Source organism: Aestuariibaculum lutulentum, from assembly GCF_032926325.1.
Taxonomy (GTDB): Bacteria; Bacteroidota; Bacteroidia; order Flavobacteriales; family Flavobacteriaceae; genus Aestuariibaculum; species Aestuariibaculum lutulentum.
On the sequence record NZ_CP136709.1, the window covers coordinates 80,379 to 103,423 of the forward strand.

Consider the following 23,045-nt stretch of genomic DNA (forward strand, 5'->3'; position numbering starts at 1 on the left):
TTTTTCACAGCAAATAACTGTGAATAATTCTATTTCAGTTCAGGATTTAATAGAAAATAATTTAGCCAGTAATTGTGTTGAAATATCAAATGTTACCACATCACTTAATGGCATTGCCACAGGCTTTCCTAGCTTTGGTAGTTTCCAGAGTAATAACACCAACTTTCCGTTAAGCCAGGGTATTATTTTATCAACAGGTAATGCGGCTTCTGCGGGAAACACGGTTATTTCTGACGATTTAAGTGAAGGTGATTTAACCTGGGGCACCGATCCGGATATTGAAACTGCTTTAGGAACAAGTAACACAGTGAATGCTACGGTTATCGAATTTGACTTTATTGCCCTTTCTGATGTGATTCAGTTCAATTACATTTTTGCTTCCGAAGAATACTATGCCAATTATCCTTGTAATTCATCAGATGGTTTTGCTTTTTTAATACGAGAAAGTGGTAGTACAGCTCCATATGAAAACATTGCTGTTGTTCCAGGAACCAGCACTCCTGTAACCGTAAACAATATCCATAGTGAAATATTAGGGATTTGTGATGCCGCTAACGAACAATACTTCGCAGGATACAATTTAGCGAACACAAACTTTAACGGAAGCACAACGGTTTTAACTGCCGCTAGTAATGTGACTCCCAACGTACAATATCATGTAAAGTTAATTGTCGCCGATCAGGCTGGAGATCCTGGCTACGATTCTGCTGTATTTATCGAATCAACCACGTTTAGCGACTTGGAACTTGGAGATGATATTAATACCTGTTCAAGCAGTGTTACCCTTAATGGAGAAATACAAAATCCCTTAACTACCTATGCCTGGTACAGAGATAACGCCGTTATACCCGGAGAAACTAATCCTACTTTAACCACATCTTTAACCGGATTATATAGAGTTGAAATTACCATAAGTGGCGTAAGTTGTGTTATTACTGATGAAGTTTATGTAACGATTGACAATGAGTTAACCATGAACCCCATATCTCCATACACTTTATGTGACGCTAATGGTGACGGACAAGAAACTTTTGATTTAACGACTAAAAATTCAGATGTTGAGAATACCCTATCAACTCTTCCCACAAACTATACTATTGCGTATTATTATTCTGATGATGATGCGAGAAACAATCCTTCCAGCAACATTACAAATCCTATAACTACTAATTCGACATCAATTTACGTACGCGTAGAGGATACTGACAATGGTTGTTTGTTCTTCGGAACATTTGATTTAATTGTTAATGCACTACCAAATGTTAATCAACCAGATGTTTGGGACATTTGTGATAATGATAACGTGCCAGACAGTCGTACCGAAATAGATTTAAGAGAACAAGATATTATTATAACGGGTGGTGCATCAAACCTATCGGTAAGCTATCACTATTCACAAGATGGAGCAATTAATGACTATGATATTGTTGTTACACCTTATACCAATACTAACCCAAACGAAACACTTTATGTTCGAGTTGAAGATACGCAAACTGGATGTACAAACACCTCAGCAACTCTAACCCTAAATGTTACTAATGGAAATACACAAATTTTAAGGAACCGACAGTATCTTGATGCCTGCGATCCAGATCATGATGGCTTTGCTAATTTTGATTTAACTGAAGTTATAAGCCGAATTTTAAATGGAGCAAACGGATTCAATAATCCAACATACCATACCTCTCAGGAAGATGCCGAATCGGGAACGAATCCAATTCCAGATCCAACCAATTTCCAGAACACGATTGCTAACGAACAAACCATTTTCATTCGTTTGGAGGACAGTACAACAGGGTGTTATGCCATTATTCTTTTAGAAATTCATACCAATTTACTTCTTACCGGAACAGACACCAATGAGTTCGCCTTATGTGATGAAGCAGGTAGTAACGGTACTATTGGTTTTGATTTATATGCGGTAGAAAATTATATTATTGGAGAAATTCCAACTCTTTATTTCCCTATTGAAGTTTCATTTTTCGAAACCCAAAACGATTTAAACAACAATAATGCTATAAACAAAGATGTTTTATACGATGTTAGTGCTACCCAACCCTCAACCCTATTAATTAGAATTGTAAATACAGATACAGGTTGCACTGAAGAGGAAGATATTATTTTGCGTGTCAATCCTATTCTATTGTTCAATCCACCAGCTCCGGTTCCTTATTGTGATAATGATAACGATGGTATGGCAGATGTATATCTTCATGATTTCGATGCTCAAATTCTAAACGGTAATACAGATTTTACAGTTTCTTATTTTGCTTCGGAAGATGATGCCATACAAAATCTAACTCAACTTCCAGACCCTTATTTTGTAGACCAGCAAACTACAGTGTGGGCACGTATTACCAATACCAACACAGGCTGTCATACCGAAAATTCATTCGATATTGCCGTGGTTGTTGCCCCAGCAACCTCTCAACCTGGAAATATCATTATTTGTGATAACGATCAAGATGGATTCTCAATAGTGAATTTAGATCAAACTATAGACGAATTAGTTACGGACCCAACAGGCTTAAACATTAGTTTTCACACATCGCTTGCCAATGCTGAAGCAAACATAGCACCTATAACCAATTCTTCGAGTTACGATGCTAATTCTCAAACAATATATGTTCGTGTTACCGATGCTTCAGCAACCACGACTTGTCCTTCAATTCAATCATTCAATATCATAATCAACACTCTTCCGGTCATCCCAACCATTTCTCCGTACCAGATATGTGTTGACCAAAGTATTACTTCTGCCGATTTTATCTTCGCAAATAAAGATGCTGAGATATTAAACGGTCAAACCGGCAAAGAAGTCTATTATTTTGAAGACAGTAACTATACAACCCTAATCAATAAGAACAATCCGTATCCAAGTAATGGTGCTCAAACCATTTACATACGTGTTGAAAACATCTCAGATCCGAGTTGTAATGCCACCTCATCATTTACTTTAGAATTGTCACACTACCCAACCTATAATACAGATTTTACCGATTTCCCTCCTGTATGTCAAAGTACTGCTAACGATTATACTTTTAATTTTGAAGAAAAACGTCAGGAGATAGCGCAAGGCAGTACCGATAATTTAAACATTCAGTTTTTCTTAGATGAAAACGATGCCATAAACAATACAGGCACACCTCTTCCAGACCAATTCACCTATGCTTTTAACGCACAAAATAGACAAGGTCAGTTTTATGTACGTATTGAAAACACAGGAAACTCTTGTGCTTTACTCGAAGTGGTTAGATACATTACCTTCCCTACACCACATATTATTTCAGCAACTATCGCCCCTGTTTGTGATGTTGATTACGATGGCAGTACAACCATAGACTTGACAACTACAAATTATAATATTGAGAATGTCAGATTCAGTGATGTTTCAATTTCGTATTACGAAACTTTTGATGAAACATCGATGACGTTAACCAACGAAATTCCTAGTTCAATTATTACAAACTACCCACTAACTACTAGTCAGACCATTTATATAAAGGCTGAAATTGAAGACACTGGATGCTATGATTATATTGCTATGGAATTACAAGTAAACTTGCCTCCGGCAGTAAACACTATCGACCCGATTGTATTTTGTGATAACGACACAAGCAGTTACGATTTATCACAAGTAAATACCATGTTAGTCGATAACACCAATAACATTACAATTACCTACCACAACACCCAAACTGATGCAGAAAGCGGTACTTCCCCAATCAGCACCAATTACTCTTACACCTCTAGCAATCCTAACATATATGCCAGAGTAGCCAATAGCATTACAGGATGTTTTGTCACACAGGCCTTCGAACTGCAAATTAACCCGAATCCTGTTGCCAATACGCCACAGGATTTTGAAGATTGTGACGACGATTTTGATGGCTTTTTAGAATTCAATTTAACAGATAACAATGCAAACATTTTAGGAAGCCAGAGTGCTTCAGAATTTACCATTACCTATTATAACGATATTAACGATGCTATAGCTAAAGAAAACCCATTAGGAGATTTACACGCTGCCGTTAACGGAGAGATTGTATTTGCTCGCATTGAAAATAATTTAACAGCTTGTTACGATATTACTCAGTTTAACATTTTTGTCAATCCGTTACCTACAATTCCTGTTGAAGATGTAGAGCCACTTTGTCTTAATGATTTACCTCAATCCGTAAGTGCCGAAACCGGAAATGCAGGAGACACTTACCTTTGGGATACTGGGGAAACTACTCCTGAAATTGAATTAGACATTGCCGACATTGGAGCACATTGGGTAGAAGTTACCACTCTTAACGGATGTTCTTTTAGAAAAGATTTCAGCCTTATTGAATCTGAAGAAGCAGAAATTAACTTCACGACTAAAGTCGATTTCGCCGACCCAAACAGTATTACCGTTGATGTAAGCGGTATTGGTAATTATGTGTATATTTTAGATAACGGTGAGCCTCAAACCTCAAACGTATTTAACAATGTCACCTTCGGACTTCATCAAGTTACTATACGCGATTTAAACGGCTGTGAAGATGTCATTACCGAAGTATTTGTATTCGATATTCCTAAATTCTTTACACCAAATAATGATGGTACTTTCGACACCTGGCATGTTATAGGTATCGATCAACTTCCGGGAACTTTAGTTTACATCTATGATCGCTACGGAAAACTATTAAAAACCCTTACACATAATTCAATTGGCTGGGATGGTACTTTTAATGGACAAAATATGCCTTCAAACGATTATTGGTTTGTTGCTAAAATTGTTCAAAACGGGAATCCTTTTGAAGTGAAAGGACATTTTGCACTAAAACGTTAAAAGCCTTATAGATTAATAATGAAGTTTTTATATTTACAGGTATAGTTCATTTATAATGAAATACCTGATTTTTCTAAGCTTTCTTATAATTTGCAATCTCTGTTTTAGTCAAAATGTACAGGTAGACAGCCAGACCTATACGGCGCAACAACTTATTGAAGATATTTTAATAGGCAGCAACTGTATCTCTAACGTGATGGTGACCAATGTTAGCGGAGGCAACTTTAATAATACAGACCAAAGCTACGGGTATTTTAACGCTTCAGGAACCTCCTTTCCTTTTCAAAGTGGTATTGTTTTAAGTACAGGAAAACTTTCCAATGTTCCGGGGCCAAACACCTCTTTAAGTGATGATAATGCCAATAACTGGAATGGCGATAACGATTTGGAAAACATTTTAAATGAAAGCAACACTATCAATGCCACTATCATAGAATTTGAATTCACCTCTATTGCTTCACAAATAAGTTTCCGTTATTTATTTGCCTCCGAAGAATATCAGGAAAACAATGCAAACACATGTCAGTATTCAGATTTATTTGGCTTTTTAATTCGGAATGTGAACGACTCACAATACACGAATATTGCACTTATTCCCAACACACAGACTCCCGTAAAAGTGACTACAGTCCATCCCGAAATACCTAACGGATGTTCCGCTCAAAACGAAGCATATTTTGGCAGTTGGAATGATGCCTCTGCTCCTATTAATTTTAACGGTCAAACAACAGTATTAACAGCTACTGCAAATACAATACCTAATGAAACCTATCATGTTAAGCTCGTTATTGCAGACGAACAAAATTACCGCTACGATTCAGCTGTATTTCTTGAAGCTGGTAGTTTTATACTCAATACCGATTTAGGAGAAGACCAGTTGATTGCAACTAGTAATCCACTTTGCGAAAATGAGACAATAGTTTTAGATGCCAGTTCATCAAATGGCATTGCCTATAAATGGTTTAAAGATAACATCGAACTAAATAATGAAACCAACAGCTCTTATACCGTAACTGAAGCAGGAACTTACAATATTGAAATAGATTTAGGTAATAATTGCACATCCTACGGAGAAATCATTATTGAATACATAGACAACCCTATAGTTGCAAATACGACATTAATTGCCTGTGACGAAGATTTAGATCAATTAACAACCTATAATCTGTTTGATGCTGAACAGATGATAACCAACAACGACAATACATTACAAATATCTAATTTCTTCACAACCTCTTCCGATGCCGAAAATCAACAAAACAAAATACAAAATCCTACTACATTTAAAAGTACGATACCTCAACAAACTATTTATGCTCGCGTAGAAAATCAAAATCAATGTTTTTCAATAGCAGAAATAACTTTAGACATTTCAACTAACAACATTATTATTACTCCTTTTGAGACCTGTGACGATGACACCCCTGACGGATTCACAACCTTTAATCTTGATGATTTAAGAACTAACATTAAACCTAATGTTCCTGTGAACTCCTTAATCAGTTTTTATAAAACGACAGACGATTTATTTTCCGAAACCAACTCACTACCCGATTCATATAAAAACACCAACGCCTATTCGGAAACCATTTGGGTGAAAATAGAAAACGGCAGTGATTGTTACGCCGCCTCTACTGTAGATCTGCTGGTTTTAGAATCTCCACAATTTCTGCCTTCAGAAAATATCGGGTATTGCCTGAACAATTACCCTGAAACTATAACTATAGATTCCGGAATTGTCAATCTAGTAAACCATTCACCAACTTATACTTGGTATCTAAATAATACTCTTATTCCTGAAAACACCTCTTCTATTAATATTAATGAAACCGGAACTTATACTGTTACTGTAACTTTCAACAATACTTGTTCAGAAAGCAATACTATTGACGTAGTACCTTCAAACATAGCGACTATTGAAAATATTGATATTAAACAAGCCTCAGAAAACAATACTGTAACCATTACCGTTTCTGGTGAAGGTATTTACGAATTTGCTTTAGATAACAATTCTTTTCAAAACAGTAATACTTTTACAAATGTTAAAGCAGGTATTCACACTGTGTATGTAAATGACATTAATGGTTGTGGAATGATACAAAAACGTGTTTCTGTTTTAGGTTTTCCTAAATACTTTACTCCCAACAATGATGGAGTTAATGATTATTGGAAACCTTTTGGTGTAACCTCTGAATTTTATAACGATATAGATATTAAAATCTTTGACCGTTACGGCAAACTCATTAAACAAATTAACCCGTCTCAATCTGGATGGAACGGTACACTTCAAGGACAACCTTTACCAACCGATGATTACTGGTATCGTGTAGTTTTAAAAGACGGCTCAAAATATACCGGACACTTTTCTTTAAAGCGTTAAAAATCAATTCTAAATATTTATATATTTGTTAGTTATGACAAAAACTCCAACTAACCAAACTAAATTATTCACCCTTTTTCTATTCTGCTTTTTAAGTTTTTTTATAAAAGGTATATCTCAAACCTGCTCATTAGGTAATCCGGTGTTTATCGAAGATTTCGGGTCTGGAACAGCTCGACTAGGACCATCTTTAAATCAAGACCCAAATACAGATGTACATCCTGATTTCAGACCTGCTCAATTATACACCTATGTGGGAGGAAATGGCACCGTTGGGTACGACCAATATGGCTTAATGAAGAATCCTGTTGATGCAGCTCCCGGTGGTGCATGGTGGAATAATAGTTTTACAGACCACACTGGTAACACAAACGGTTATCTTTATTATTGCGATGCGGGAACAGATTTAAACGTATTTTATGCCCAAAAAATAGATGGTCTTTGTAATGATATTGAATACGAACTATCGGCCTGGTTCGCAAAATCTAACGAACCTGGTTACTTTATAGATCCTAACATTAAGTTAATTGTTGGTTTTACTGATGCTAATGATATCCCGTTAGGTAATATAGTTGACACTGACACTGGTTCAATTACAGGAATAGGTGCCAACCGATGGCACCAAAAAACATTAGTTTTTACCGTTCCTTCTGGCACAGAGAACATCTATTTTATGCTTAAAAATAATGTATCTGGACAACAAGGAAACGATTTAGTTATAGATGATATTGAAGTGCGCCCTTGTGGACCTCAAATTGAAATTAGCGATGCCACAAATAATGTTATAAATAATGATGCATATTGTCTTAGCGGAACAACAGATACGACCATAAATTTATCTGCTAATATACCTAGTAACTTTGTTATGATATGGCAGGAATCGACCTCACCTGATGTTTGGACTGATCTGACTTACGAAACAGCCACTGATTTAAATTATACCATTCCAGCAAATTCAAATAGCTTTCACCATTTCAGGTTAAAATTTGCACATAATGCTGATAATCTATTAAACAGTAGTTGTAATTTCTTTACCGACCCTGTATATTATTACTTTACTGATGCTCAAACCGCTCCAAATTTAAAATTATGTGATGACGATAATAATGGAACCGCAACTTTCGATTTGACTCAACAAAACAACCTTATCAACGACTCACCTGAGTTTACCATTACTTATCATGAAAGTTTAACCGATGCTCAAACAGGTACCCCTTTAATTACAACACCTGAAAACTACGGAAGTGGCTACAGAACAGTTTATGCCAGAGTAGAAAACAACTACAACCCCGATTGCTTTGCCATTTCAAACTTTAATTTAGAAGTCTATAATTCTGCTTTCCCTTTAGATGCCTTAAGCATTACCCCTATTCAGGAATGTGATGACTCCTCTGTTGGGACAGATATTGATGGTTTTAAAATTATAGATATAACGCAAAGAGATACCGAAATTCTCAATGGTCAGTCTGCTTTGGAGTTTACTCTTACTTATTTTACCGATGCTTTATATGTGAATAAAATTTTGAATCCAACAACGTTTATAAATACAATTTCTAGCGGACAAACTATATATGTTAGAATGACCAACAATAATTTTATTGACTGTTTTTCAGACACCAGTTTTCAAATAGAAATTAATGCATTGCCCGAAGTTAATATGCCGGATAAATACTCACAATGTGACGATGCTTCTAACGACGGTATAGCTCCATTTAATTTAACTTTAAACCATATTAAAGAAGAAATAAACCCTGATTATCTAGCTGAAGGTTTAATATTCCTCTATTACAACGATCAAAATGAAGCTGAAAACAGAGGCATTAATATCACTACACCGGAGAATTTTCAAAACAAAGTCCCTTTCACGAACGAAATTGTTTATATCCGCGTTGAAAACCCTAGTGGATGCCACAGAATAGTTTCGATAGAATTACAAGTAAACCCTTCCGGTAGTGCTTTAGACACATATAACCCTCTACCTTTACATCAATGCGATGACGGTTTAGATGATAGGGATGGCATTTCAACTTTCGATATGTCGAGCATAAAAACCCATATAGAAAACACTTTATTTTCTTCCATCTCTGTGACTGCACATTTTTACGAAAGCCAGATCAATGCCGAATTAGAGATCAATGAAGTTTTAAATATTGATACACATCAAAATACCAATTCGCCAAACAGTCAAAATATCTGGGTGCGTATAAAAAGCAACTTAGGTAATGATTGTTTAGGATTAAAAGAATTTCAAAACCTACTGATTGTTGAAAGCCTACCGATAGCAAATCCTGCTAGTCTGAATGCAGAATGTGACTACGATTCGACTGACACTATTTTAAGTTTTCCTTTTGACACCTCACAAATTGAAACCACTGTTTTAGGAAATCAAAATCCTGCCGAAGTAACTATCACATATTTTGACGAACAAGGAAATACTTTACCTAGTCCGTTACCTAATCCGTTTTTAACCGAAAACCAGACGATAACCATAAGAGTTACCAATAACATTACTCAAGATCCTGACGGGGCTTGCTTTGATGAAACCACTCTTGAATTTATTATTGACGAGCAACCCATAGCAAATTCAGTTTCGTCTCAAATATTTTGCGATGATGGTTTAGATAGCACAGATATAAATGATGGTCTACATAGTTTTAATACTTCCTCTTTTTCAGATACCGTACTTGGCAATCAAACAAATATGGACATCTATTTTTCATATATAAACGAAAATGGAGTAACCATAACCGATGCAACAGAATTACCAAACCCTTTAGTTTCTGGAACCCAAACCATAACTGCAAATGTTATAAATCCTGAAAACTCAAATTGTATAGCCTCAACAACTATCGACTTAATTGTAAACCCGATTCCTGATTTTACCATAAATGAAGAAGAAATTGTTTGCACATCAGACCCTACATTTATAGTAACTTTAACTCCGGTTCAAAGTAACCCTTCCGAAGTTTTCGACTATTCCTGGACATTTGAAGGTTCTGAAATATCTAACAATACCACCTTAGATGTTTCTAATCCAGGAAATTACTCGGTGGCTTTAACGAATCCAACAACACTTTGTTCAACAACCAAAACCGTCTCTGTAAAAGCCTCAGAACTGGCAACCATTACTCAAGACAATATTACAGTAATAGATATCTCAGAAAACAATAGTGTTACCATAAATAATCCTGAAAGTTTAGGTTCTGGCACCTATCAATTTGCATTGGAATCAAAAGATAGCTCTGTTATTTTTCCTTATCAGGACAGTCCGGTGTTTAACAATGTTCGCGCCGGAGATTATAAACTTTATGTAAAAGATGATATTTGCGGAACAGCCGAAATAGATGTCTTCGTTATTGGCTATAGAAAATTTTTCACCCCAAATGGGGATGGTCAAAATGATTTATGGAAAATTCAAGGATTAAACAGTTCGCAAGCTTCAAGTTTGGTCTACATATATAACCGTTATGGAAAATTAATTAAGCAACTTAATCCGTTAGGTAATGGTTGGGATGGCACATTTAATGGGGAATTACTTGCTACTGATGATTATTGGTTTACAGTAGAACTTACCGACGGAAGATCTTTTACAGGGCACTTTACTTTAAAGCGATAAGAGTTATATTTTACGTAATTTTGTAGCATGCGTTTTAAAATTGAATCTGAATTCGGACCTACAGGCGATCAGCCACAAGCTATTAAACAATTAGTAGCCGGAATTAATGCTGATGAAAAATATCAAACACTACTTGGTGTTACAGGCTCGGGTAAAACCTTTACTGTTGCCAACGTTATTCAGGAAGTACAGCGCCCTACACTGGTTTTGGCTCACAACAAAACTTTAGCCGCTCAGCTCTATTCTGAGTTTAAGCAGTTTTTCCCCAATAATGCCGTAGAGTATTTTGTTTCGTATTACGACTACTATCAGCCTGAGGCTTATATTCCAGTTTCCGGGGTTTATATAGAAAAGGATTTATCGATTAACGATGAAATCGAGAAGATGCGTTTAAGTGCGACTTCTTCCCTCCTTTCAGGACGACGAGATGTGCTTGTTGTGGCTTCTGTTTCCTGTTTGTATGGTATTGGAAACCCTGTGGAATTTCAAAAGAATGTGATTTCATTAGAACGTGATCAGGAAATTTCCAGAACTAAATTGCTTCATAGATTAGTACAGAGTTTATATTCCAGAACCGAAGCCGAATTTAACCATGGAAACTTCAGAATAAAAGGCGATACGGTAGATGTGTTTCCTAGTTATGCTGATTATGCCTTTAGAATTCACTTTTTTGGTGATGAAATTGAAGACATTGAGGCGTTTGATATTCAAACCAATCAGGTGATTGAAAAATACGACCGACTGAATATTTATCCGGCAAATATGTTCGTAACCTCACCAGACGTCCTTCAAAATGCTATTAAAGACATTCAGGACGATTTGGTAAAACAACATGATTATTTTAAGGACATCGGAAAACATTTAGAAGCCAAACGACTTAAAGAACGAACCGAATTCGATTTAGAAATGATTCGCGAATTAGGTTACTGCTCAGGCATTGAGAATTACTCACGTTATCTGGATGGCAGACAACCGGGCACGAGACCTTTCTGTTTACTGGATTATTTCCCGGATGATTATTTAATGGTTGTTGATGAAAGTCACGTGACCATTTCGCAGGTGCATGCCATGTATGGTGGCGACCGTAGTAGGAAAGAAAACTTAGTCGAATACGGTTTCCGTTTGCCAGCAGCTATGGATAACCGTCCTTTAAAATTTGAAGAATTCGAGGCGATACAAAATCAGGTAATCTATGTCAGTGCAACACCTGCCGATTACGAATTAAAAAAATCGGACGGGATTTACGTGGAGCAAATCATCAGACCTACGGGATTATTAGATCCGATTATTGAAGTGCGCCCGAGTTTAAATCAGATTGATGATTTAATTGAAGAAATTCAGCAGCGTGTTGAAAAAGATGAACGTACTTTGGTAACGACTTTAACCAAACGTATGGCCGAAGAGTTAACTAAATACCTTGATCGTATTCAAATTCGTTGTCGTTATATTCATAGTGATGTAGACACGTTAGAACGCGTGGAAATCATGCAGGATTTACGTAAAGGTTTATTTGATGTACTTGTTGGGGTAAATTTACTTCGTGAAGGATTAGATTTACCTGAAGTATCGCTAGTAGCCATTTTAGATGCAGATAAGGAAGGTTTTTTACGTTCGGCACGTTCACTAACTCAAACGGTTGGTAGAGCCGCCAGAAATCTTAATGGTAAAGCCATCATGTATGCTGATAAGATTACGAATAGCATGCAGCAGACTATTGATGAAACGAACTACCGACGAGAGAAACAAATCAATTACAATACTAAATTCAATATCACGCCTAAAGCATTAAATAAAAACTTAAATAATGCGCTGGCTAAAAATTCGGTGAGCACCTATAGCTACGAATTAGAAGCTGCCAAGGCTGCTGAACCGGAAAGTCTGTACCTAACCAAACCGGAATTAGAAAAGAAAATTAAAGATAAGCGTAAACTCATGGAAGAAGCTGCTAAGGCTTTGGACTTTATTGTGGCCGCCAAACTTCGTGATGAAATAAAAGGGTATCAAGAAAAATTAGAAAAGCTAAAAGTATAATACCTTTAGCTTTTCCATCCCAAAAATATCTAGTTTGTTTTCTAGTTATATTGCGTTTTAAAAATATCAATAAGTACATCGGGTGGTACAATTTTATTTGGAAAACTTTCCATTAAATAAAGTACCTTAGAAATGGATTCATGACTCAAGCCCATGCGTAATCCAAAGTTATGTAGCTTTACAATTTTCTTAGAATCATTTTGATCATTATCAATATTCATTAATAATACTAAACGATGAAATTGTACAATGCGCTCGCTATGCGATTTTAAATGAATATAATTAATAGGGTGTTCTATGAGATAGTCGAAATCCTCTCGAGAAATTTCAAGCTGTTTTGCAACACCTAGCAAAAAATTATATTCAATGGCTTTAATATCTTTATCATGCTTAGCAAAAGCAATCATTTCAGATAAGAGACTTAATTTTTCGACTCTATTAATCATATAGTTAAGGGATTAATTAATTACCCTATAAAGATACGAACTACCTTAATTTTATAATCCTGTATAATTTGTCGCTTATCGAAAACAGGCGTGCATTTGGTCGTTAATTTTAATTATTTCATCTCAAACACATTAAAAACAACATCATTACCTAGTTGATTTTCAATAAATTAAAACAACTAAGCACAATAAAAACCAAAAAACAACCCATTGATTAACAATAACTTAGACACATATTAAAATCAAATAATGGTAAAAATTTTATAACCTTTTTTTGAAGTATCTTTACAAAAATTACAAAAACGCTAGAAAACACATCTTAACACTGCCTGATTCACAAAAAGGAATAGTACTTTTGACACTCAAATAACAGATATGACAAACAACGATATTTTAAAAAAACTGAGAGTTGCCTTAAAACTTAGAGACGACGATATTGTAAAGATTTTAGGTCTGGTAGACTTTAGAATTTCTAAAAGTGAACTTGGTGCTTTTTTTAGAAAAGAAGACCATCCTAAATATATGGAATGTGGTGACCAGATATTAAGAAACTTTTTAAATGGTCTGGTAATTCATATGCGAGGCCCCATGCCCCCCAAAAAACAAGACAACAAAAAAAGCTCTTAATTTTCATTAAGAGCTTTTTTTATGTGTTTCAAAATTGAATTAAATAGAGGCAACCAACTTAACCGGTATTAAATATTTTCTACCCGGCGCCATGCCTTCAGCCTGAATTTTGCAATAATTAAGCTTGTACTTCAAAAATTGTTCTAATTCATCCGAATCAGAATCAATAGACAATACGACAATTTCGCTTTTATTGTTAATAGTAAAATAAACATTAGCAGAAACCTCTTCATTAAATTCTAAATTAGAGTTCTTAAGGATCTTCTGTATTTCTACAGTGATGGTTTCCGTTTTAGGAAGGTCATTCATTTTGCTATCATTAGCAAAAATGGTTTTTGAACATAATAAAATTGCTAATACTAATAATACTTTAATTGTTTTCATAGTTTTAGTTTTTACAGCTTTTAATATTGACTGTTTTTGTTTTACGAGTCAAAATTAGACATAAAAAAAGAGTAGTGATTTACACTACTCTTATTAAAACTATACGGTAATATTAACAAATACTATGGCTATGTTAAGCCTATGCTAATACTTCCTGTACTTTATCTGCAGCTTCCTGGAATTCAGTTGCACTTAATACTGCTAAACCAGAGTTGTCGATTAATTCTTTAGCGATGTCTGCATTGGTACCTTGTAAACGCACAATAATTGGCACGTTGATGTTACCCATGTTTTTGTAAGCGTCGATTACCCCTTGAGCAACACGGTCACAACGAACAATACCTCCAAAGATGTTAATTAAAATTGCTTTTACGTTAGGATCTTTTAAGATGATTTTAAAAGCAGCCTCTACACGCGCAGCATCAGCAGTACCACCAACGTCTAAGAAGTTAGCTGGCTCACCACCTGCTTGCTTAATTAAATCCATAGTAGCCATTGCTAAACCAGCTCCGTTTACCATACATCCTACGTTACCATCAAGGTCAACATAGTTTAATCCTACTTCTTTAGCTTCTACTTCAATTGGGTTTTCTTCACGTAAATCACGTAGGTTTACGTAATCTTTATGTCTGTAAAGTGCGTTATCATCGATAGTTACTTTAGCATCAACAGCTAAAATTTTATCGTCACTTGTTTTTAATACAGGGTTGATTTCAAATAAAGAAGAATCAGACTTTACGTAAGCTGTATATAAATTAGTAACGAACTTAGTCATTTCTTTAAATGCGTTACCAGATAATCCTAAGTTAAAAGCAATACGTCTTGCCTGGAATGGTGTTAAACCAACAGCCGGATCGATTTCTTCTGTAAAAATTAAATGAGGAGTTTCTTCAGCAACAGTTTCGATATCCATACCTCCTTCGGTAGAATACATAACCATGTTACGACCAGTACCTCTGTTTAATAAAACAGACATATAGAACTCTTCAGTTTCACTATCACCTGGATAGTAAACATCTTCTGCAACTAATACTTGGTGTACTTTTTTACCTTCAGCCGATGTTTGAGGTGTTACTAAGTTCATGCCGATGATTTGTCCAGCAATCTCTTCAACCTGCTCTAAGTTTTTAGCAAGTTTTACTCCACCACCTTTACCACGACCACCTGCATGTACTTGTGCTTTAATAACATGCCAACCGGTTCCTGTTTCTTCAGTTAATTGTTTTGCTGCTGCAACAGCTTCCTTTGCATTTTGCGCTACAATACCACGTTGGATACGTACACCAAAACTGCTTAATATTTCTTTACCTTGATATTCGTGTAAATTCATAATTCGCTAAATAGTTTAAGAGGCACAAATGTAAATAATCGCAATTACTTACCCTAATATTTCAATGTGAAAACTTTATAAATAATAAACTAATAACCTTGTGTTAAATAATTAACATTCTGTTTAACTTGTATAATTTTTTATTTATTTATTTTTTATTGTGCCTAAAGAAATATCTTTGCCAAAAATTTACAAATTATGTTGGAGAATCAATTGCTTAAAATTGCAGAAGATTTTGGAAGCCCTGTTTATGTTTACGATGCTGAAAGAATTGAGGCACAGTACAACAGACTGACTAACGCCTTTAGCGGTGTAAAAAAATTAAAACTTAATTATGCTGTAAAAGCCTTATCAAATATATCAATACTAAAATTATTCAACAAACTTGGTTCTGGTATTGACACCGTGTCTTTACAAGAAATTGAATTAGGATTAAGAGCAGGCTTTAAACCTCAGCAAATTATATTTACGCCTAACGGTGTATCTTTAGCTGAAATTGAAGAGGCTGCTAAACTTGGTGTTGAAATTAACATCGACAACCTGTCTATTTTAGAGCAATTTGGAACAAAACATCCAAACATTCCAGTATGTATTCGTATTAATCCGCACATTATGGCCGGAGGAAATGCCAATATTTCTGTAGGACACATCGATTCTAAATTCGGAATTTCTATTCACCAGATTCCTCATATTTTACGTATTGTTGAAAATACCAAAATGACTATCAACGGTATTCACATGCATACTGGTAGTGATATTTTAGATATTGAAGTATTCTTATACGCCAGCGAAATTTTATTCGATACTGCTAAGCAATTCAAAAACTTAGAATTCATCGATTTTGGTTCAGGATTTAAAGTACCATATAAAGAAGGTGATATTGAAACTAACATTGAAGAATTAGGTAAAAAATTAACGGCTAAGTTTAACGCTTTCTGTAAAGAATATGGTAAAGACTTAACCTTAGCTTTCGAGCCTGGTAAGTTTTTAGTAAGTGAGTCTGGATATTTCTTAACTAAAGTAAATGCTGTTAAGCAAACCACTTCAACTGTTTTTGCTCAGGTAGATTCTGGTTTCAACCACTTAATCCGTCCTATGTTCTACGGTTCGCACCATGATATCATCAACATTTCTAACCCTAACGGTAACGAACGTTTCTACACTGTTGTTGGTTACATATGTGAAACCGATACTTTTGGTAGCAACAGACGAATTAAAGAAATTTCTGAAGGTGATGTGTTATGCTTTAAAAATGCAGGAGCTTACTGTTTCTCTATGGCGAGTAACTACAACTCTAGATTCAAACCTGCAGAAGTTTTATGGTACAACAACGAAGCACACTTAATCAGAAAAAGAGAAACGTTTGATGACATCATTAAAAATCAAATTGAAGTCGATTTTTCAGAGAAAAAAGAAAAAGAGTTGGCCAAATAACCAATTCCAATAATTATACATCTTAGTTATAAAAGCTCAACCTTTTGGTTGGGCTTTTTTATTTTAGAAACTAAAAATCCTACCTATAATTAAAACACAAGGTTGTTACCTCAACAAAATTTTCTATCTTTAAGTACGCTATTGTCAATAAAACAAACAAATTACCTACCCATATCTCTCATAATTAACCTCTGATTTTAGAGTCCCAAGTTGATTTTATTTAGAATACCTATTGTGTTAAAGTAACATTTAACGCTACCAACTATATAACCATTAATAATTCTAACCAAAATCAAAATTATGAGAACATTACTGTATCTATTACTTGTTCTTCCATTATTGGGAGTAGCTCAGGAAAACGACAATTACTTATTAAACATGTCTGAAATCACGGTGAAACCCGGACAAAATTCACAATTTATAGAGGGTGTCATGTCATGGAAAAAATGCTATAAAGATAACGAAGGGGAATTTAAATGGAGTATGTGGAAACGCGTTCAGGGTAAAGGAACGGTATACACCATGACCAGCCGAATGGCTAATTGGGCTGAAATGGATGAAAGCAATGATGAAGCCGGGAAAAAATGCAGAATGAAAGTGGTCGATTTAATTATACCACACGTTGAAAGTGTAGAATACAATATTGCACGACGCATGCCAGATGTAAGCAAATCCAATTCAAACCTTTCTAATGATACCAAACTGGTATGGGTTTATAACGTAAAAGTTGACAATTATGATAGCTTTATGGAAACCGTTAAAGAAGTAGAGTCTACCATTAAAAAAGCTGAGGGCGATACTAGAGGAACCTGGTGTAGCGTAATAGGTGGCGGCCCACATGTATCTGATTACTTTGTGACCGTTCCTTTTAAAAATTTTGCAGCTTTAGATGAAGACCGCGACGGTGTTTGGAAGGTTTATGAAAAAGAAAAAGGAAAATCTAAAGCCGACGCTATTAAAGAAAAATTTAGAAGTGCCGTTTCTAAAGATTGGTCGTATATGTACAGTTTAATGGATGATTTATCGTATTAGATAATTCTAAATATTAATTTAATAAACAATAGCATCCAGGATAAGCACAATGAAAATTGTGTTTATCCTTCTATCTCCCTTTGCATAAGAGTATTGCCCTATTTAACTAATAGCATTTAGTTTTAATCTTAAACCAACCAAAAATGAATCAAAAAGCATTACTCTATGAATTGGCCGATTTAAAGCAAAAAATCTATCTATCTGAAAATGCAACCTTACGCTATCTTGTCTTTGCTGCTTTATATGTCTGCGAAGGTATTCCTATTGGCATAACCTTTTACGCCATCCCTGCTTGGTTAGCAATGAATGAAATCTCTGCGACTACAATTGCAGCTTATGTTTCGGTCATTTCTATTCCATGGAGTTTTAAATTCTTTATTGCTCCAATTATTGACCGCTATACTCCTATAGCTATGGGTAGAAAACGACCCTGGATTATTTTTGCCCAAGTTGGATTAATTATAAGCTTTCTCTCTTTCGGCTTTGTAAACGAACCTTTAACTAATATTAAAGGACTAATGATTTGCGGTTTTTTAATTAGCTTGTTTGGATCTACACAAGATATCGCCATTGATGGTATGGCAGTAGATCTTATTCCAGAACACCAACAAGCACGAGCCAATGGTATTATGTGGGGTTCCAGAATTATCGGTCAATCGTTATCCCTACTTTTAGGAACTACCCTTATTAATATTGTAGGCTTTACCAATGCTATTGGTTCCTTATCACTTGTGGTTGCTATACTAATCCTTGTTCCAATTTTCTTCAGAGAACATCGTGGAGAAAAACTAATGCCCTGGACAAAAGGTAAAGCCTCTGAAGTTTCAAAAAAGGCACAGCTTACAGACTGGAAAAGCTTGTTTAAAAACCTTGGAAAAGTCCTCATACTGCCAACCAGTCTTATTCTGAGTCTGGGCATGATTTTTACTGGTGCTTCAACTGGATTTATTGAAGTCTTATTTCCCATTTTTACGGTTCAGGAATTAAACTGGACCAATACGGATTATTCTCAAGTTTACTCCATAGCTTCCGTTGTTGGTGGAGGCTTTAGTATGGTTGCCGGTGGGGTTATTATAGATTTTATTGGCACAAAGAAAATGGCACTTATTCTTATATCTTTATTAGCTCTTGTTATTTTCTCATTCGGCATGATTTCAAACAGTTGGCAAAACATCTCTGCTGTTTATGGATTTATCATACTTTTTAATTTATTAAACACACTACTTACCGTAGCACTTTTAGCCATGGCGATGAAAATCTCATGGCACAAAATATCAGCTTCTCAATTCACTCTATATATGACCTGTAATAATCTGGGAATTATAATAGGCCCATGGCTGTTTGGTTTGATTCAAGAAAAATTACAATGGAATCAAGTCTTTTTTTGCGGTGCAGCCATTCCGTTTTTCGCTTTTTTCATTTATAAAACCATTAACATAAAAAAACACTTAACCACATTAGAAAATTTAACTAACTAATAACCAACTAAACATAAAACCTATGAAAACTTCAACAACATTATTTCTTTTATTAACAGCTATAAGTTTGGTTTCCTGTAACGATGCAAAACTCGAAAAAAACATAACCATGTACGCCGACACCTGGGACCATATCGTTAATGATGGAAATATAGATCTCATCAATAACTCTAATTTCACTGAAGACATTACTTTAGTCATGAGTCCTCAAAACATTGTAGGCATCGATGGTTTTAAAGACTATTACCAAAATTTTCTAACCGGATTTTCAGATATAAAATTTACCGTCGTTCAAGTTTTCGGTCAGGGAGACAATATAGTAAAGCATTGGAATTTCAAAGGAAACCATACTGGTGATTTTTTTGGTATACCTGCTACTGGAAATTCAGTAGATATTGATGGCGTTACCTTAGTTAAAATGAAAGACGGTAAAATTGCCCAGGAAGAAGACTTCATGGACAACATGGTTTTTATGCAACAATTAGGACTCTTACCTAACCTGGAAAACACAACTCTGATAAACAGCATATACGAAGCTTTTGGTAAAGGCGATATTCCAGCAGTTTTAGAAATGATGGATAAAAATATTGTTTGGAATGAATCTACTTCCAGTTCTTATTCAGATGGTAATCCCTATAAAGGACCAGACGCCGTGTTGAATGGTGTTTTCAAACGCCTGGGAGAAGACAACGAATATTTCAAATTAGAAAATATTAAGCTATCCCCTTTAGGAAACGATCAAGTATTAGCGATACTCAATTACGATGGAAAATTTAAAAAAACGGGGGAAGCTTATAAAACCACTGTAGTCCATTTGTGGACATTAAAAAATGAAAAAATAACGACATTCCAACAATACATAGGTTTAGGCAAACAATAATTAACTATAAAAAACACATAATTAACAACATACAGATATTATTACTAAATTAAGACCATATAACTTAGACATAGCCTATGATAAAATCCAATCGAATTGAATCTATAGATATCTTAAGAGGGTTCGTCATGATTATTATGGCTTTAGATCACACCAGAGATTATTTCCATTACGGAGCTTTTTTCAGCGACCCTACCAATTTAGAAACCACAACACCAATATTATTTTTCACTCGGTTTATAACACACTATTGTGCTCCGGTTTTTATTTTATTGGCGGGAACTTCAGCCTTTCTATATGGCAGTAAAAAAACAAAGCCAGAACTCTTTAAATTTCTATTTACACGAGGCATCTGGCTTATTTTTCTGGAAATCTTTTTAAACAATCTCCTCTGGAAATTCGATGTCACTTATTCGGTTGTCATCCTTCAGGTTATTTGGGCCATTGGTTTAACAATGCTCATATTATCATTCTTAATATTTCTGAACACTAAACTATTATTACTTATTGGAAGTCTTATCATTGCCGGACATAATGCGTTAGACAACATCGTTATGCAAGGCAATAGTTTTTCATCTATACTTTGGTACGCTTTACATCAACAGAATGGTACTGCCATTGGAGGGCAAGTAGTTGTTTTTGCCTATCCCATTTTACCTTGGCTTGGTGTTATGATTCTTGGTTATTGCTTAGGACAACTATACCTTCCTGATTTCGATACTGAAAAAAGAAAACAATGGTTATTGAAAATAGGATTAGCTTCTACCGTTCTATTTTTTATCATTCGAGGAATAAATATTTATGGCGATTTAGTGCCGTGGTCCATTCAAGACACAACAACTAAAACCATTTTATCTTTCTTTAAAGTCACCAAATATCCACCTTCCTTATCGTATCTTTTAATCACCTTAGGGCCTGCATTATTATTTTTATATGCTATTGAATCAGTTAAAAACAAACTCACCGATTTTATGATTGTTTTTGGTCGGGTACCTCTCTTCTATTATTTTCTTCACATTTTTGTTATCCATGTTTTAGCAATAGTCGGTATACTAATTTTCGGTGGTGACTGGAAAAACATGATTATAACTCAGGCCGGATTTAATAACCCCACATTAAAAGATTATGGATATTCTTTATTAACGGTTTATCTCGTTTGGATAAGCATAATCATCCTTCTCTATTTCCCCTGTAAAACTTATATGATTTACAAAGTAAAAAACAAAGAGAAATGGTGGCTAAGCTATCTGTAAAACCTTAAAGCTTATGGAAAAAAATAATGAACATTTAAAACGTGAAGTTGGTGTTTTAGGGCTTTCTGCCAATATAATAAACATTATAATTGGTTCCGGTATATTTGTCTTACCTGCAACAATTGCCGCTCTAATGGGACCAGCAAGCATCATTGCTTATTTATTTTGCGGACTATTGATGGCGTTAGTGATGCTATGTTTTGCCGAAGCAGGCAGTAAAGTCAATAATACAGGAGGTCCATATACATATATTGAAACTGCCTTTGGTGATTATGCCGGGTTTATTGCCGGATGTTTTGCCGTAAGCAGCAACCTTTTTGCTGATGCCGCTGTTTCTAATGCTTTGGTTAATATCATTATGGCAGCTTACCCTGTTTTAGAAGGCACATGGTTTAGATTGATTTTTTTAACTGTATTGTTCTGGGGACTGGCTTTCATTAACGTTATAGGTCTGAAACAAGGTATTGGTCTTGTAAAACTAAACACGGTTTTAAAACTTTTACCGCTATCAATTCTAATCATTTTTGGGTTACCGAATATCAATTTCAGCAATTTAGCCATTGAGACTTTAACTGACTTAGATACTTTAGGACAAGCCTCATTAATTCTATTTTTTGCATTTCAAGGGTGTGAAACCGGAATTATTGTTGGTGGTGAAGTTCTAAATCCTAAACGCACTATACCTAAAGCTGTTTTAGTAAGTATTAGTACAGTTCTTGTTGTTTATGTTTTGCTACAAACTGTGGGGCAAGGCATTCTTGGAGACACATTTCAAAATTATGAAAGAGCACCTTTGGCTGAAACTGCTAAAGTTGTTTTAGGTTCATTCGGATTCCTGCTCTTAACTGTTGGAGCTGTAATTTCCATGTTCGGAAATATGACTGGTTCTATCCTTAATAGTCCACGAATATTCTATGCCCTTTCAAGAGACAACGTATTTCCGATTAAAGGACTTTCAAAAATTCATAAAACCTATGCAACGCCTTATATAGCCATTTTAATTTACGTATCTATTGGTTATACATTAACTGTTTTTGGCAGCTTTAAGCAGGCTGTTATTATTGCTACAAGCTCGATGCTTTTACTTTATTTAGGGGTTGCTCTGTCTGTTATTAAACTAAGACAAACGCGAAAACCCCAAACCGAAGAGTTTAAAATCCCTGGAGGTTTAACGGTTCCTATTTTATCGATACTTATTATCTTTTATTTTCTGTCCAATCTGGCATCAAATGAAATTATTGGAACCATTGCTGTGATAATTTTTCTGAGTATCCTGTACGTAATTATTAAATATTTTAAGAATAAAAAGTCAAGACACTAATAGTCTTTTGCTCT

Annotated in this window: 14 protein-coding genes; 11 read left to right on the plus strand and 3 right to left on the minus strand. The window is 35.0% G+C overall.

Going from position 1 to position 23,045, the window contains the following annotated elements; all coding sequences use genetic code 11:
* Positions 1–19: 19 nt before the first annotated feature.
* The 4 genes from R1X58_RS00405 to uvrB are packed head-to-tail and all read left to right on the plus strand — an operon-like array spanning position 20 to position 12,846.
* Positions 20–4,819: a T9SS type B sorting domain-containing protein gene (locus R1X58_RS00405; protein WP_240571049.1), complete on the plus strand. Its 4,800-nt coding sequence runs from the start codon at positions 20–22 to the stop codon at positions 4,817–4,819.
* Positions 4,820–4,874: 55 nt separating this feature from the next.
* Positions 4,875–7,199, plus strand: coding sequence for a T9SS type B sorting domain-containing protein (locus tag R1X58_RS00410; RefSeq protein ID WP_240571054.1), 2,325 nt, complete (start codon positions 4,875–4,877; stop codon positions 7,197–7,199).
* Positions 7,200–7,233: 34 nt separating this feature from the next.
* A complete protein-coding gene (locus tag R1X58_RS00415) occupies positions 7,234–10,815 on the plus strand; it encodes a T9SS type B sorting domain-containing protein (protein ID WP_240571056.1) in 3,582 nt (1,193 codons plus the stop codon).
* Between the two features lie 27 nt (positions 10,816–10,842).
* A complete protein-coding gene (uvrB, locus tag R1X58_RS00420) occupies positions 10,843–12,846 on the plus strand; it encodes an excinuclease ABC subunit UvrB (protein WP_240571059.1) in 2,004 nt (667 codons plus the stop codon).
* A gap of 41 nt (positions 12,847–12,887) precedes the next feature.
* Here the strand turns inward: uvrB and R1X58_RS00425 are convergent, their stop codons facing one another.
* Positions 12,888–13,292 carry a TerB family tellurite resistance protein gene (locus R1X58_RS00425; RefSeq protein ID WP_240571061.1) on the minus strand — a complete coding sequence of 135 codons (405 nt, stop codon included), beginning with the start codon at positions 13,290–13,292 and terminating at the stop codon, positions 12,888–12,890.
* 375 nt (positions 13,293–13,667) lie between these two features.
* On the opposite strand from R1X58_RS00425, the gene R1X58_RS00430 reads away from it, so the two are divergent.
* Positions 13,668–13,919, plus strand: a complete 252-nt coding sequence (locus R1X58_RS00430) for a DUF1456 family protein (protein ID WP_240571064.1) — start codon at positions 13,668–13,670, stop codon at positions 13,917–13,919.
* Positions 13,920–13,958: 39 nt separating this feature from the next.
* On the opposite strand, the gene R1X58_RS00435 is transcribed toward R1X58_RS00430, so the two are convergent.
* Both R1X58_RS00435 and sucC read right to left on the minus strand, forming a co-directional pair.
* Positions 13,959–14,303: a hypothetical protein gene (locus R1X58_RS00435; RefSeq protein WP_240571065.1), complete on the minus strand. Its 345-nt coding sequence runs from the start codon at positions 14,301–14,303 to the stop codon at positions 13,959–13,961.
* 139 nt (positions 14,304–14,442) lie between these two features.
* Positions 14,443–15,633 (minus strand): ADP-forming succinate--CoA ligase subunit beta, encoded by a 1,191-nt coding sequence (sucC, locus tag R1X58_RS00440; RefSeq protein ID WP_240571068.1) that lies wholly within the window; start codon positions 15,631–15,633, stop codon positions 14,443–14,445.
* Positions 15,634–15,831: 198 nt separating this feature from the next.
* Between sucC and lysA the strand changes: the two genes are divergently transcribed.
* From lysA to R1X58_RS00470, 6 genes are all read left to right on the plus strand, one after another.
* Positions 15,832–17,067 (plus strand): diaminopimelate decarboxylase, encoded by a 1,236-nt coding sequence (gene lysA / locus R1X58_RS00445; RefSeq protein ID WP_240571070.1) that lies wholly within the window; start codon positions 15,832–15,834, stop codon positions 17,065–17,067.
* A 300-nt stretch (positions 17,068–17,367) separates the two neighbouring features.
* On the plus strand, positions 17,368–18,099 hold the full coding sequence (locus R1X58_RS00450; protein WP_240571078.1) for a hypothetical protein: 732 nt from the start codon (positions 17,368–17,370) through the stop codon (positions 18,097–18,099).
* A 143-nt stretch (positions 18,100–18,242) separates the two neighbouring features.
* Entirely contained in the window at positions 18,243–19,577 is a 1,335-nt protein-coding gene (locus tag R1X58_RS00455) for an MFS transporter (protein WP_240571079.1), read from the plus strand.
* Positions 19,578–19,599: 22 nt separating this feature from the next.
* Positions 19,600–20,457, plus strand: a complete 858-nt coding sequence (locus R1X58_RS00460; RefSeq protein WP_240571080.1) for an ester cyclase — start codon at positions 19,600–19,602, stop codon at positions 20,455–20,457.
* A gap of 77 nt (positions 20,458–20,534) precedes the next feature.
* Positions 20,535–21,710 (plus strand): DUF1624 domain-containing protein, encoded by a 1,176-nt coding sequence (locus R1X58_RS00465; RefSeq protein WP_240571081.1) that lies wholly within the window; start codon positions 20,535–20,537, stop codon positions 21,708–21,710.
* 13 nt (positions 21,711–21,723) lie between these two features.
* The gene (locus tag R1X58_RS00470; RefSeq protein WP_240571082.1) at positions 21,724–23,031 is read left to right on the plus strand and encodes an APC family permease; all 1,308 of its coding nucleotides are present in this window, start codon (positions 21,724–21,726) and stop codon (positions 23,029–23,031) included.
* The last annotated feature ends 14 nt before the right edge of the window (positions 23,032–23,045 follow it).